The organism is Clostridium sp. ZBS15 (genome assembly GCF_023845705.1).
Lineage (GTDB): Bacteria > Bacillota > Clostridia > Clostridiales > Clostridiaceae > Clostridium > Clostridium aquiflavi.
Genome location: NZ_JAMQHY010000034.1, coordinates 15,832 through 30,007 on the forward strand (window position 1 = coordinate 15,832; position 14,176 = coordinate 30,007).

The window sequence follows — 14,176 nt, forward strand, 5'->3', positions numbered from 1 at the left end:
TCTATTAATTTATCATATTGTCTACGTTAGAATATATATTTTAAATATAACTTTTTAATATATCACATAACAATTACACCAAATTATATATGCGTTCCAATAATTTCATTATACTAAATATAGAGTTAATAAAAAACACCTACTCAAAAAGTAAGTGTTTAAAATCTACATTATTCTAATATCCTGTCCAGCATAAATCTTATTCTTATCTTTAATACCATTAATGTCCACTAATTTTTCAACAGTTGTATTAAATTTAATAGTAATTTTACACAACGTATCACCTTCAACATACTATAATAAACTTGGTTTTCATTAAATGCAATATTGCTGTTACAATAAATACATACACTCATGTTTTAGATGATATTAAAGAAATTTCTGTCTGTAAATTAGATGGATTATAAAAAATGACGAGACTGTTTAAAAATTGGGCTCTTTTTAATTATAATAAAATTCATAACTTATAAAATATCATTATATACTAAATTTACAAATATAATAATCTATAAATTTTAAAAATCAATAAAAAAAGAACATAGTATAATGCTCTCAATCTCATATCTAAACTTCCTTTAATAAATTCTATAAAATCTTTTAAAAATTTTAAATTTCCAACACATTTTAAATCTAGCTCGTACAACTTTGCCCCTTTTTTTACCCCTTATTGCCCCTCACAAATAAGTATTAGCTAGTACATGTTAATATTGTTAATTCTGCAAAATGGCCCTATCACTGGCTTTACAGCATTTATTTTTAGACAAAAAAATAAAAGCCGCAACACAACGTGTTACGACCTTTTCTGGCAGGGGCACTAGGATTTGAACCCAGAACCAATGGTTTTGGAGACCACTACTCTACCGTTGAGCCATACCCCTTCACAACAGTATTTATTATATAACATGGTTATTAAAAAATCAACTATTTTCTACAATAAATCTGTTAATACTTTTATGTTGTACAATATTAGCTCATCAAAAGACATATTTCCGTAATACTTCCATAAATTCACCACTTTGTATTTCGATAAATCCATATTAGTTTCTTCTGTACCATCTTTTAATATAACTAGTTTCTTTTCATCTAAATTATTAACTTTTATAAACTCTGATATTTCATAATTGTTTAATTTTACTACATGTAATCCTAAGTCTTTAGTTAAATAATCAAAATTATCATTTAAAGCTAGGAATGTATAATCTTTTAATCCTTTTATTTTTTCACTATAGGGTTCTATTTGAACATTTAATTCTTTTATAGCATTATTATAGTTTTCTTCATAATAATCTCTATTTTTAGGGTCTCTATCTTGAACAGCAGCTTTTATATTGTATAAAGCTATCTTATATGAATCTATTCCTTCAAAGTAATAAGGGTTTTCTTTTGATGATTCATTTCCACCATAATTTAGAAGCCTCATACCTCTTGATAAATTAATTATTCCCATACTACCCTTTTTAAGTTCATCTATAAAACTATTTGCCCAAGGTTCAAAACTTGTTCCAGAATAAATAAAAAGATCCATATTAGATACATTTTCTATAATCTCTTTATTGTACTTAAATTCATTAATATCTGCTTCTTCTGTCATCATGTATTGAACATTGTGTTTATTATTAACAATTTTCTTTACCATTTTATATTGTGGTTTATTAACAGTCATTATATTTAAATATTTCTCTCTATCTTCTTTTTGATTATTTTCAGTATTAGCTAATAACGGATTCGCAAATACTCCCATACCTATAGAAAATGTAAGAGTTATTACAATCATAATAAAGGTAATCTTTTTCAAATCGATCTCCTCCGAAAATATATATAAATTATTTCCAAATAAAACTCTAGTAATATTATATCAACTAAATATGTTAAATGTATATATTTTTATTATAAAATTTATTTAAATTTAATTTATTATGTATATTTTTGTATACTTTTTTAACTTATATTAATTAATTTGCCCTATTATCCTAACTTTAAATATAATATTATTGTAGATTAATTTTTATAAGTAAAATTATAAGCTTTGATTTTATAATTGAAATTAGATAAAATAAAAAGATGGCAATAATTTTTAATATAAAAGCAAATTAAGTTTAAATGCTAGTGAAAGGAGTTCTTTTTATGGAATTTAATGTTTATAGCATAAATGAAACTACTAACTTAGGTATAGAAATAGGAAAATTACTTAATTCAGGAGATATAATTTGTCTAACAGGAGATTTAGGTACTGGTAAAACTCATATAACTAAAGGCATTGCTCTTGGTTTAGATATAAAAGAGGATATTACAAGCCCTACATTTACAATTGTAAATGAATATGATGACGGAAGATTAAAATTAAATCATTTTGATGTATATAGAGTAAATGATCCTGATGAAATATATGCAATTGGATTTGATGATTATATTTTTTCTGATAGTGTGTCTATCATAGAATGGGCAAATTATATTGAAGATATTCTTCCTGATGAGTTTCTTCATATAAATATAGAAAAAGATTTAGAAAAAGGTGATAATTATAGAAAGATAACATTAACACCTTACGGCAAAAAATATGAATATATAAAGGAGTTAAAAATATGATTATACTAAGTATAGATTCATCTTCAAAAGTTGCAACTGCTGCTTTACTTGAAGATGATAAATTACTAGGAGAAATAACTTTAAACAATAAAAAAGAGCACTCTACTATATTAATGACTTTAGTAGAAAATTTATTAGAAAACTGTAATTTAGATATTGATTCTATAGATGGCTTTGTAGTATCTAAAGGCCCTGGTTCTTTTACAGGTTTAAGAATTGGAATGGCTACAATTAAAGGATTAAGCTTTGGGGGAAATAAACCTTATGTAAGTATTTCTAGTCTTGATGCACTTGCATATAGTATTGCTCCATTTAACGGTATAATCTGTCCTGTAATGGATGCATTAAGAAACAATGTTTATACTGCCTTATATAAATCTTGTAACGGAAAGTTAGAACAAATAATGGATTACTCTGCTCTTGATATAAATGAGCTAGTTGATATGCTTAATGAAAAAGGAGAAAATGTTATGTTCATTGGTGATGGACTTAATAATACAAAGGAATACATATTAGAAAATTGTAATAATTGTTTCTTTCCACCAAATCATCTTAATTTAGTTAGAGCTTCTTCATTGGGTGAATTAGGACTACTAAAACTAAAAGATGGTGAATATGATGATTCTAACTCTGCTCCATTTTATTTAAAAAAACCTCAAGCTGAGAGGGAATATGAAAAAAGGATGAAATTAAAAAGTGAAACTAACAACTAGTTTAATGACTGAAACTGATGTTGATGATGTTTTAGAAATTAGCTTATTAAGTTTCCCTACATCTTGGAGTAAAGAATCATATATTCAAGAATTAGCAAATCCTCTTGCTAATTATATAGTTGCCAAATGTGATGATAAAGTTATAGGTTTTATAGGCGCTTGGATAATAATAGATGAAGCCCATATCACAAATATAGCTGTACATCCTAATTTTAGAAGAAAAAATGTTGCTTCTGCTTTATTAGGTGAATTAGTTAAATTAACTAAAAGTGCTAATTGTAATGCTTATACTTTAGAAGTAAGAGCTAGCAATATTCCTGCTCAAGAATTATACAAAAAATATGGATTTGTAGAGCAAGGAGTGAGGAAAAATTATTATCAAGATAATAAAGAAGATGCAATAATTATGTGGCGTATAGATGAAAAAAATAATTCGTAAGCTAATTTAGCCTACGAATTATTTTTATATATTTAATCATTCAGTTATAGTCTTTGAGTTTTTTTCTGGACTTCCAAAGTTAGGTTCTGCCTTAAATATAGATACAGACACCTTTTTATATAAAACATATGTTAATGTACATACCAATATAGCTTTTATTCCATTAAAAGGTACTAAACCCACAGTAACATATCTTAATAATTCTGCACTGCTCATTTGCATACCATATGCTGGTAAAAGCAAATATACATTTGAGATAATTCCTATAATTTCAATACAAACTCCACCTAAAATCATTCCTAAAATAGCTGATTTTTTAGATTTATTTCTTTTATAAAGAATTCCTGCTGGTAATATTAAAGATACTCCAACTAAAAAGTTAGCAAGTTCTCCAACAAATCCACTTTGACTTCCTTTAATTAAAAGAATCAATATGTTTTTAATTAATTCTATAGTTATACCTGCCAATGGTCCAAATCCAAATGCTCCTAATAATGCTGGCACATCACTTAAATCAATTTTAAGCCATAGAAATACTGGATAAGGAATTTCAAAGTACATAAGTATAAGTGCTAATGCTGATAATAATGAAATTTTAATTGTTTTGTTTGTGTTTTTGTTCATTTTTACGCCTCCCAAAAGATTATCTCCCTGGTGTAGCTTATTAAGTCTTAAGATAACGTTTTACTACTCTTTGTAAGATTAAATTACAAATTAAGTTGTTCTTAAATTTAATATTTTTATTCTTTAGATTTTATGTTTTCTTAAAGCACATTTTATATAAATTGTATGCTAAAAATTACATTTCATAACTCTCTAAAAAACAAAAAAACTGATGCATAAATACATCAGGGCATATACTAAATTATTAAGAATAAAACTATCTTAATTCCTAATAGGTTACCTTCTTTCATCCAGACTATACTGTTGGCTTCGGAGTTACACCGAATCTGCTATAAATTTAGCTCGCGGGCTTTACCGCCAGTAGGGATTTACACCCTGCCCTGAAGATATAAGTATTAAATTATTTTTTACTATACATTCATTATATATTCTTAAAATAATTTTTACAACACATTTTTAAACAGTATATATATTATTTACTTTTTTAAAATTTTTTATGATATGTATATACTTTAAATATATGTTGATATATGCACTAGGCAAATTAACATTGTTCCTAAATTCAATTACTAAATCAACTTTGCTTATGCATATATCAACACTTTACTTAAACAGATGTAATATTAATTATGCTAATTCTGGAGAAAACATACTGTTATTATTTTTTATTGTATCTATTGATTCTGTAACATCATTTTTACAGCTTTCATAATTTTCTTTAACAGTATTACTTACTTCTTCAATTCCATTGAAAACAGTATTTTTAACTTCAGTTGTAGTACTCTTTAAAGTATTAAATACATTAATACTTCCGTCTTTAATTTCACTTGCTACAAACTTTACATTTGATATAACATCTTTACTAGTAGAAATTATTGTATTAGGAATATCTTTTGCAATATCCATTGAGTCCTTTAATTTGTTAAAATTATTTACTACTTCACCATAACTCTTAGACATGTCTTCGTACCCTTTAACTAGAGTATTTTTAATTCTACCAATAGGCTCTTTTATTGAATCGACTCCATTTTTTACAATGTTAAAAGTTGCTACTGTCTTTTTTATTATATTATCATTAGGATTACTTGTCGCCATTTTAATTCCTACTACAGTGCTTCCAATCTTACCTGATACTTCTAATACATCAGAAGATACAGATACTAATGTCTTACTTCCAACACTAATCATATCAGTAACAGCATTTTTTACATTTAAAGCAACTTCTTTCAATTCCGATGCTGTAGTTGTTACTTGTTTTACCGTACTAGCTATTTGTGATGATGTTTTATTTATAGTATTTGTTACTGATTTAGAAACGTTCATTATAGTCTTATTGATTGCATTTGAAGCATCTATTACACTTTTAGAAACTGAATTCACAGTATTTTTAACGCTTTCACTTACAGATATAATTGTTTTATTTACATTATCAACTACTGATGTTACTGCCTTTTTTACCGCATTTGCAGTAGATGTTAATCCTTCAAAAAAGTTTCCAAGCGAACTTTTAGTTGTATTTTTTACTTTAGACACTTCATTTTCTGTAGAAGCATCTTTTAAAATTGATGCTTTGTATTCATCAATGTTCATATTATTTTCATTACTAGATATAGTTTTTTTACTTTGAACTTTACTATTTTTTTGATTTATATTATTTATGTTTTCATTAAAATTTGTGTTAATATTGATAGCTTTTATCATATTTAATCACTTCACTTTCAGTATTTAATAATTCATTTTTCCTTGAGCCGTATAAGAAGTGTTTTCTAACAATTTGATTTGATCTTCTAAAACAAATTCTCCATCAATAAATAATTTAATTGTCCAAATTCCACAGTTATTTTTATGACTATCATTTAATTCCATCCAAAACCACATTAATATTGGATCTTTTTCATTATCTTTTGTAGCAAATAAATTATTTTCTACTACTTGAAACAATTCTCCCTTAGGGGTAAACCATGCTGTTGTAATGCTATGCAATCCTGTTACATTAGTGAAACCCAATCTTGTAACAACTTTTTTATCTAATAATACATTAAAATTCTTTTTATTTGCTGATTTTTGTTCTTCATTGATATTGCAAGTCACATTATACGAATCAACATGAACAGTATATTGATTATTGTTATACATTCTTTGATTTTTATCATTTATTATAACTACAGACCAAAGCTCCTCATTATCATCTGGTAAATATATATTTGCTGATGAATCATTAAGTTTTAATTCATTATTTATAAGAAATTTGTAATAATGCTCTCCTTCTAAAAGATCACATTTTAAAACCCATTTGCTTCCTTCTCTTACCATATTCCCTTTTGTATGATCAAAATTATTAAAGCTTCCTATAACAGCCACACTATTAACTTCTAAATTCCCTTTTCCTTCGTACTCAAAAATTATCTCCATAACTACCTCCTTTACTAATATTTTCGTTATTATTTTGTGAATATTTACTATTTTCATTTATAAAACAAGAAAATTATGGAATTTAAAAATATATTAAGTAATTTTTAATATTCCATAACTTCTCATATCTTAAAATTAGTATACTGATTAACTAATAGTAATTTTTATTCTTTATCTAAATTTATCTTTGTTAATTTAATGGCTTTTTCATTATAAACTAAAAAAATTCCTGAACAAACTAGTATTAAAGATATTAAAATTTTAATATCAAATATATTTTCCTTAAGAAATATAGCTGATAATAACGTTCCAAATATAGGCACTAAGAAATTAAAAACTGATATTACTCCAACCTTGTTAAATTTTAATAATTGACTCCAAATAGCAAATGCTATTGATGATAATAAAGCCATATATATTAAAAGCATAGTTGATTTTGAAGTGAATCCTTTTAAATGTCCTCCAAATACAAATCCTAATATGCTTAATATAATTCCACCTATAAGTAATTGATATCCAGTAACTATTGATGCATCTTTATTTTGAGTAATTTTTTTACCATATATTGCTGATGCAGCAAAAATTATTGCTGCTATCATAAGAGAACCTTCTCCTCTCATAGAAAATGCTTGTCCTGTAATTGCTTTACCATTTAAATTAACAATAATTACACCAACAAATCCTATAATACATCCTATAACTTTATTAAAATTTAATTTATCGTTTTTGTATATTATATGAGCTAATATTATACTTGCAAATGTCCCTGTTCCATTTATTATAGATCCTCTTACTCCTGTTGTATAAGATAATCCAATATAAAAAAATATGTATTGAAGAGCTGTTTGAGTAGAACCTAATAAAGTCATTTCTCCAAATTCTCTTAATGAATAATTAAATATATTTTTTTTATTAATTACTTCTAGCAATAATACCAGAATACCTGCAATAGCAAATCTATACCCTGCAAATATTAATTTTGAACATATATCATTTGATCCTATATTAAATAATTGGTAACCAACCTTTATAGCTGGGTATGCACTTCCCCATAAAATGCAGCATATAATTGCTAATATAACTATATTTTTTCTATTAGTATAAATTTTTTTCTTATCCATGCGTAACTCCCCCAATTTAAGTTATATTGTGAACAAATAATTAATTATAAAAGACTGTTTCGTAAATAATATTTCTCTAAAATTATTTTGAAACAGTCTTTTTATTAGCTTATCTATTATAAACTTTTTATAATATTAATACTATTTTAAAATAGTTTAATTCTTTATTTTAAGCATCGAATTTTGTATCTACATCTTTCATGCTTAAAGAAATTCTCTTTCTTTTTGGATCCACTTCTAAAATACTAACCTTTACTATGTCTCCAACCTTTACAATATCTAATGGATGTTTTACAAACCTATTTGCCATTTGACTTTTATGAACCAAGCCATCTTGATGAACTCCTATATCAACAAAAGCTCCAAAGTCAGATACGTTCCTTACTGTTCCATTTAAAACCATTCCTGGCTTTAAATCTTTAAGTTCTATTATTCCAGTTTTTAATATAGGTGTTGGCATTTCATCTCTAGGATCTCTACCTGGCTTCTTTAATTCCTTTATTATATCTTTTAATGTAAGTTCTCCAATATCTAAGTCATTACTTAATTTACTTATTCCATTTAGTTCTGCTCTCTTATCTATATCATCTAAATTATTATTTTTTAAATCATCTTTATTATATCCTAATGTTTCAATTAACTTCTTTGCAACATTATATGACTCTGGATGCACAGACGTATTATCAAGGTATTCTTTACTTTCAGAAACTCTTAAAAATCCTGCACATTGCTCATATGCCTTCTGACCTAGCCTCTTTACTTTTAGTAATTCTTTTCTTGATTTAAATTGTCCTAGTTCTTCTCTATAGGCTACAATGTTTTGTGCAATAGTAGAATTTATTCCTGATATATATGTTAATAAAGATGGTGTTGCTATATTTAAATCCACGCCAACAGTATTAACAGAATCTTCAACCACACCAGCTAATGATTGTTCTAATTTTTTAGGAGTAACATCATGTTGATATTGACCTACACCTATAGCCTTTGGATCAATCTTTACTAGTTCTGCAAGTGGATCTTGAAGTCTTCTACCTATTGATATAGCTCCTCTTACAGTAACATCTAAATTAGGATATTCCTTAGTTGCAAGCTCTGATGCTGAATAAACTGATGCCCCTGCCTCAGATACAATTACATATGATACTTCTTTTCCTTTTTCTTCTTTTATCTCTTTTATCATTTCAGCTATGACTTCTTCTGATTCTCTTGAAGCTGTACCATTTCCAAGAGATATAACATCTACATCATGCTTGTAAATTAATTCTTTTAATGTTTTTTTAGTTCCAGCAATATCTCTCTTAGGTAGCGTAGGGTATACCGCTGTATTCTCTAAAAACTTACCTGTTTCATCTAATATTGCAATCTTACATCCTGTTCTAAACCCCGGATCAAACCCCATTACAACTTTACCCTTTATAGGTGCTTGTAATAATAATGCTTTTAAATTTTCTTTAAATATATTTATAGCACCCTCTTCACCAATATTAGTTAATTCATTTCTTATTTCTCTTTCTATTGATGGGTATATTAATCTTTTTAAAGAATCCTTTATAGAAAGTTTTAATTTTTCATCTAAAACTTCATTTCCAGTTAAAATATTATTTTCTAAATATCTTATTATTTTATCTTCATTAACTGTAATTTTTACACTTAATACTTTTTCTTTTTCTCCTCTATTAATAGCTAATATTCTATGTGGAGGTATCTTTTTAACTTCTTCCTTATAATCATAATACATTTCATAAGGAGTAGTATCTTTTGAATCACCTTTTGATTCTATAAAACCTTCTTTTATAATTAATTCTCTTATATGTTTTCTAAATTTAGCCTCATCAGATATATTTTCTGCAATTATATCTAATGCACCTTGAACAGCTTCTTCTGCCTTTAATACACCTTTTTCTTCATTAATGTATTTAGATGCTTCTTCATTTAAATTTCCTTTAAAAACTCCACCTTGTATTAATTCTGCAAATGGTTTTAATCCTTTTGCTACAGCTATTGTAGCTTTAGTCTTCTTTTTCGGTTTATATGGTCTATATATATCTTCAACTTCTGTTAATGTTGTTGCTTTTTCTAATGCATTTTCTATTTCAGTATTTAATTTTCCTTGCTCATTAATCAATCTTTTAATGTCATCTTTTCTTTCATCTAGATTTCTTAAATAAGTAAGTCTTTCTGATAACTTTCTTAACACTTCATCAGAAAGACCTCCTGTTGCTTCTTTTCTATATCTTGATATAAACGGAACTGTATTTCCATCATCTAAAAGACTTACTACATTGTTAATTTGAGTTAATCCTAAATTCAATTCTGCTGCTAATCTTTCTTCTATAGATTTCATGCTTTCCTCCTAATGACTATATTAAATTATCCACTCTGTTTTATAATTAACTGTTTATATTAAAGTATTAACATACTTCTAAATAAATAAACTTTATAAAATATCTAAGTGACTACTAATATTATAAACTTATTTACATTAATAGCAATATTATATGTATATATTAACCAAAACATAAAATTAAACACTATATTAATTTTAAAAGCTAACATAGCTTTTAAATAATTAGCTTTTTGAATTTACATTAAATGTAATATATCCTATATTTTTATTGCTCTTATGTAAAGCTAACTGTATAATTATAATTGGAAATATTTGTAATAAGAGGTGCTGCAGATGATTAAAGTTGTTAATAAAGTTACTTCATTCTTATTATTATTTTTTATATTAGTACTATCTTTAAATAAGTTAAAAGTTATAGATTACTCTGAAGATTTAAGAAACATATTTTATTTTTTGACTCTTATATTAACTATATTTTCAGCTATAAATGTAATCTTAACTACTAATTCCAAACTTTTTAAGTTTATTAACATAGTAATAATATTAAATTTAATTATTGGTGGAATAATTTCTATATTGGAATCTGGATTAAATATGTATATTTATAGTTGCTTAGCTTTTACATCTATTTATTGCATTATTGACATGTTTTATAAAAAAGTATAAATAAAAAATATAAGCTATTCACATAAAATACGAATAGCTTATATTTTTTATGTTGTTTTTAATAATACATTGTAGATGATAATCCAGCTATTAATGCACTAAAAACAAATATGTATAATAATATTACTACGAATGTAAACACAAAGTATGCTAGTCCTGCTTTATTCCAAGTTTTTTGAACTAATAAAAATTCTTCAGCACTTGAATAACTTCCTTTTTTCCATGCCCATTCATTTCCTTTTGCTCCACATACAAATATCCATACTATGTTAAGTAGAGGAACTAAACATAAAAGAGGAAGATAACTATTATTACCTATTCCCCAAAATATATTTAGCATAAATGCTCCCCAATTCCACTTTTTCACTTCTTGTGGAACTTGATTGTTTGAAATATTCTCCATAAATAATGCCTCCAATTATAAATTATGTACACCATATTTTAACTTATTTAATTTTGTTTTTCAATTATTTCTTTTTGTGTAACTATTTACATTGTGTCTTTTTTATTTTACATTTATATTTATATAAAAATATAGTTCATATTGTTAATCAATTATTAATAAACTCTACTATGAGAAATAATTTAAGAGAGGTTAACAATGAAAAAGATTATTTATTACAGTAGTTTATTATTAGTATTTATAGCTCTAGTATTTTCAATATTTCTTCAAACTACATATTATCACTTTAACTCTTCAAACGTTAAAAATAATATTAAAATAATTTCATCTGATGAATATGAAGGTAGATTAACAGGCTCAAGCGGAAATGAAAAAACTGCTGATTTTATAGAAAATTGGTTTAAAGATATTGGTTTAGTTCCATTAACTGAAAATTATAAAGAAAGTTTTTATGTTAATACACCATTTAAGAATGGAAATAATCCCTCATTTAAAATATTAAATGATGATAAAATCTTATATGATTACAAATATGGTGTTGATTATAAAGAGGACTTGCTTAATTTTAATGAAAGTTCAGTTACTTTTAATAAAGAAGATATTCTTAACATTTTCCCTACTTCTTTAACAATAAAACATGATGAAAAAATATATTTGTTTTATACACCTTCATGTAACAACTTTTCTTTTAGAAGTTCCTTTAATGATAAATCTGATTATCAATTTTCAATTGCTATAACTACTGAGTTATATAACAATATACTAGATTCTTTAAGAAGCAATAATATAATAAAAATTACTCTTCCTTATTCTAAGCATGAAAAATCAACCTCTAATGTAGTTGGAGTAATAAATGGAACGTCTAAAAATTTACCGCCACTTGTAATTACTGCTCATTTCGATCATGTAGGACAAGATTATTTAAATAATTGTTATGGCGGTGCATTAGATAATGCTTCTGGTACAGCTTTTTTAATGGAGTTATCTAAAAATTTATCAAGTTTCATAAAACCAAAAAGAGATATTATTTTTGTAGCATTAACTGGAGAAGAGTTTGGATTACTTGGATCTTCAAATTTTGCTCAAAATCATGAAAATCTTATAAAAAATAGTGAAATTATTAATTTTGATATGATTGGTGCTGCTAATACCCCTATTTCTATAATGAGTGGATCAGTATGCAAAAGTAATAAAGATGCTAATATAAATTTATTAAATTCATTAAAAACAATCTGTTCAAATAAAAATATCGATTATAAAATTGCATTTGAAGATTGTAGTGATCATGCAAGTTTTACTAATATGGGAATGGATTCTATTACATTATGTCATTCTGATACCTCTAAAATTCATACGCTAAATGATAAAGTAGAGTATATTGATACCAAAGCAATTGATGATGTTTATTCTCTTGTTAAAGATGAAATTTCTAATTATGCTTATGATGATTTTAGATTAGTCTTTTATAGTCATAATTTTATTTTATTTTTATTTGCTTTATTCTTATTTATATTCTTTTTACCCACTATCAAGAAAAAATTAAAACAATACGTTAATAAAAATAAAATTCGTGTAATTTAAATTTTGTTTTTCTAATTAGTATATATTTTTTTGTAAATCAACTATGCTAGATTTTTTAAGTGAATAAATCAAAAAAGTTGAGAGTTAAAAATTTTTCATTAACCCTCAACTTTTTTTATTTTAAGCTCTTTAAGTATGAATTTATAAATAAATCCAAATCTCCGTCCATAACTGCAGTAACATTAGAAACTTCTACATTTGTTCTATGGTCTTTAACTAAATTATATGGGTGAAATACATATGAACGTATTTGACTTCCCCATCCCATATCTTTTAATTCTCCAGTTAAATCTTCAATTTTTTCTTTATGAGCTCTTTCTTTTAATTCTATTAACTTTGCTTTAAGCATTCCCATTGCTGTATCTTTATTAGAAAACTGACTTCTTTCATTTTGACATTGTACTACAACACCGGTAGGAAGATGTGTTATTCTCACTGCTGAGTCAGTTTTGTTTATATGTTGTCCTCCAGCCCCTGATGCCCTATAAGTATCAATTTTAATATCTTCTGACCTTATATCAATATCTTGTTCTTTTGTAAGCTCTGGTAATACTTCCATTGAAGCAAATGATGTTTGTCTTTTACCATTAGCGTTAAAAGGTGATATTCTAACTAATCTATGAATTCCTTTTTCAGCTTTAAGATATCCATAAGCATATTCTCCTATGACTTTTAGAGTAACGCTCTTTATCCCGGCTTCATCACCTTCAAGTAAGTCAATCATTTCAACTTTATAATTCTTCTTTTCACACCATCTTGTGTACATTCTAAGAAGCATTTCTGTCCAATCATTTGCATCTGTACCTCCAACACCTACGTGTAATGTAAGTATTGCATTATTCTTATCATATTCACCTGACAATAGAATTTCCATATTATAATTATCAATTTCTTCTTCAATCTCTTTTATATTATTAATTATTTCATATGCAGATTCTTCATCGTCATCATCCATAATTTCTTTTAAAACTTCAATATCATCAAGCTTAGATTGAACACTTTCTACTCTTTGAATCTTGTCTTTTATTCTTTTACTCTCTTTAGTTATCTCTTCTGCTCTTTTAGTATCATTCCAAAAGCCATCTTCTTGCATTTGAAATTCCAATTCACTTAATTGTTTTTCCAAATATTCTTTGTCAAAGAGATTCACTCATTTCAAATATAGATTTTTTTATATTAGAAAGTTTTAATAATTCTTTTTCTAATTCAATAATCAATATATTCACCTCTTCATTTTTTATTTTGGCTCTGTTTTAGTAGCATGTTGATATATGCATAAGC

Annotated in this window: 14 protein-coding genes, 1 tRNA gene and 1 riboswitch; of the genes, 5 read left to right on the forward strand and 10 right to left on the reverse strand. The window is 25.8% G+C overall.

What is annotated here, in order from left to right:
* Positions 1–165: 165 nt before the first annotated feature.
* The 3 genes from NG904_RS09700 to NG904_RS09710 form a co-directional block, all read right to left on the reverse strand.
* Entirely contained in the window at positions 166–276 is a 111-nt protein-coding gene (locus NG904_RS09700; protein ID WP_252231371.1) for a LysM peptidoglycan-binding domain-containing protein, read from the reverse strand.
* A 527-nt stretch (positions 277–803) separates the two neighbouring features.
* A tRNA-Trp gene (locus tag NG904_RS09705) sits at positions 804–878 on the reverse strand.
* A gap of 50 nt (positions 879–928) precedes the next feature.
* Positions 929–1,795, reverse strand: a complete 867-nt coding sequence (locus NG904_RS09710) for a metal ABC transporter substrate-binding protein (RefSeq protein ID WP_252231373.1) — start codon at positions 1,793–1,795, stop codon at positions 929–931.
* A gap of 329 nt (positions 1,796–2,124) precedes the next feature.
* Here NG904_RS09710 and tsaE point away from each other — a divergent pair, with 329 nt between their 5' ends.
* From tsaE to rimI, 3 genes are read left to right on the forward strand one after another with little or no spacing between them, the layout of a single operon-like run.
* The gene (tsaE, locus tag NG904_RS09715; RefSeq protein WP_252231375.1) at positions 2,125–2,586 is read left to right on the forward strand and encodes a tRNA (adenosine(37)-N6)-threonylcarbamoyltransferase complex ATPase subunit type 1 TsaE; all 462 of its coding nucleotides are present in this window, start codon (positions 2,125–2,127) and stop codon (positions 2,584–2,586) included.
* A complete protein-coding gene (gene tsaB, locus NG904_RS09720) occupies positions 2,583–3,299 on the forward strand; it encodes a tRNA (adenosine(37)-N6)-threonylcarbamoyltransferase complex dimerization subunit type 1 TsaB (protein ID WP_252231377.1) in 717 nt (238 codons plus the stop codon). The genes tsaE and tsaB overlap by 4 nt, the downstream gene beginning before the upstream one ends.
* Complete coding sequence (rimI, locus tag NG904_RS09725) at positions 3,283–3,738, forward strand: ribosomal protein S18-alanine N-acetyltransferase (RefSeq protein WP_252231380.1); 456 nt, start codon at positions 3,283–3,285, stop codon at positions 3,736–3,738. Before tsaB ends, rimI begins: the two co-directional genes overlap by 17 nt.
* Before the next feature lie 36 nt (positions 3,739–3,774).
* Here the strand turns inward: rimI and NG904_RS09730 are convergent, their stop codons facing one another.
* The 5 genes from NG904_RS09730 to NG904_RS09750 all read right to left on the reverse strand — a co-directional run bounded on the left by NG904_RS09730 (position 3,775) and on the right by NG904_RS09750 (position 10,242).
* Positions 3,775–4,362, reverse strand: a complete 588-nt coding sequence (locus NG904_RS09730) for an ECF transporter S component (protein WP_252231382.1) — start codon at positions 4,360–4,362, stop codon at positions 3,775–3,777.
* 274 nt (positions 4,363–4,636) lie between these two features.
* Positions 4,637–4,754, reverse strand: a riboswitch (FMN riboswitch).
* A gap of 235 nt (positions 4,755–4,989) precedes the next feature.
* Positions 4,990–6,063, reverse strand: coding sequence for a hypothetical protein (locus NG904_RS09735; RefSeq protein WP_252231384.1), 1,074 nt, complete (start codon positions 6,061–6,063; stop codon positions 4,990–4,992).
* A 24-nt stretch (positions 6,064–6,087) separates the two neighbouring features.
* Entirely contained in the window at positions 6,088–6,774 is a 687-nt protein-coding gene (locus tag NG904_RS09740; RefSeq protein WP_252214418.1) for an early set domain-containing protein, read from the reverse strand.
* A gap of 164 nt (positions 6,775–6,938) precedes the next feature.
* Positions 6,939–7,895 carry a DMT family transporter gene (locus NG904_RS09745; RefSeq protein ID WP_252231386.1) on the reverse strand — a complete coding sequence of 319 codons (957 nt, stop codon included), beginning with the start codon at positions 7,893–7,895 and terminating at the stop codon, positions 6,939–6,941.
* A 169-nt stretch (positions 7,896–8,064) separates the two neighbouring features.
* Positions 8,065–10,242 (reverse strand): Tex family protein, encoded by a 2,178-nt coding sequence (locus tag NG904_RS09750; RefSeq protein ID WP_252231388.1) that lies wholly within the window; start codon positions 10,240–10,242, stop codon positions 8,065–8,067.
* A 336-nt stretch (positions 10,243–10,578) separates the two neighbouring features.
* Here NG904_RS09750 and NG904_RS09755 point away from each other — a divergent pair, with 336 nt between their 5' ends.
* Positions 10,579–10,911, forward strand: coding sequence for a hypothetical protein (locus NG904_RS09755; protein WP_252214412.1), 333 nt, complete (start codon positions 10,579–10,581; stop codon positions 10,909–10,911).
* Between the two features lie 58 nt (positions 10,912–10,969).
* On the opposite strand, the gene NG904_RS09760 is transcribed toward NG904_RS09755, so the two are convergent.
* Positions 10,970–11,314 carry a ribonuclease G gene (locus tag NG904_RS09760; RefSeq protein ID WP_252214410.1) on the reverse strand — a complete coding sequence of 115 codons (345 nt, stop codon included), beginning with the start codon at positions 11,312–11,314 and terminating at the stop codon, positions 10,970–10,972.
* Between the two features lie 198 nt (positions 11,315–11,512).
* Between NG904_RS09760 and NG904_RS09765 the strand changes: the two genes are divergently transcribed.
* The gene (locus NG904_RS09765; protein ID WP_252231390.1) at positions 11,513–12,895 is read left to right on the forward strand and encodes a M28 family metallopeptidase; all 1,383 of its coding nucleotides are present in this window, start codon (positions 11,513–11,515) and stop codon (positions 12,893–12,895) included.
* Positions 12,896–13,010: 115 nt separating this feature from the next.
* Here the strand turns inward: NG904_RS09765 and prfB are convergent.
* Positions 13,011–14,112, reverse strand: a protein-coding gene (prfB, locus tag NG904_RS09770) for a peptide chain release factor 2 (protein ID WP_350339618.1) whose coding sequence is annotated in 2 segments (ribosomal slippage) — positions 13,011–14,033 and positions 14,035–14,112 — 1,101 coding nt in all. Because the reading frame shifts where the segments join, the coding sequence is not laid out codon by codon here.
* Between the last annotated feature and the right edge of the window lie 64 nt (positions 14,113–14,176).

What these genes read in the sequence shown, in the direction of transcription:
- NG904_RS09740 (WP_252214418.1), bottom strand. Translation starts at nt 6,774, where the DNA reads ATGGAGATAATTTTTGAGTACGAAGGAAAAGGGAATTTAGAAGTTAAT.
- NG904_RS09745 (WP_252231386.1), bottom strand. Translation starts at nt 7,895, where the DNA reads ATGGATAAGAAAAAAATTTATACTAATAGAAAAAATATAGTTATATTA.
- NG904_RS09760 (WP_252214410.1), bottom strand. Translation starts at nt 11,314, where the DNA reads ATGGAGAATATTTCAAACAATCAAGTTCCACAAGAAGTGAAAAAGTGG.
- NG904_RS09755 (WP_252214412.1), top strand. Translation starts at nt 10,579, where the DNA reads ATGATTAAAGTTGTTAATAAAGTTACTTCATTCTTATTATTATTTTTT.
- NG904_RS09765 (WP_252231390.1), top strand. Translation starts at nt 11,513, where the DNA reads ATGAAAAAGATTATTTATTACAGTAGTTTATTATTAGTATTTATAGCT.
- NG904_RS09730 (WP_252231382.1), bottom strand. Translation starts at nt 4,362, where the DNA reads ATGAACAAAAACACAAACAAAACAATTAAAATTTCATTATTATCAGCA.
- tsaB (WP_252231377.1), top strand. Translation starts at nt 2,583, where the DNA reads ATGATTATACTAAGTATAGATTCATCTTCAAAAGTTGCAACTGCTGCT.
- NG904_RS09735 (WP_252231384.1), bottom strand. Translation starts at nt 6,063, where the DNA reads ATGATAAAAGCTATCAATATTAACACAAATTTTAATGAAAACATAAAT.
- tsaE (WP_252231375.1), top strand. Translation starts at nt 2,125, where the DNA reads ATGGAATTTAATGTTTATAGCATAAATGAAACTACTAACTTAGGTATA.
- NG904_RS09750 (WP_252231388.1), bottom strand. Translation starts at nt 10,242, where the DNA reads ATGAAATCTATAGAAGAAAGATTAGCAGCAGAATTGAATTTAGGATTA.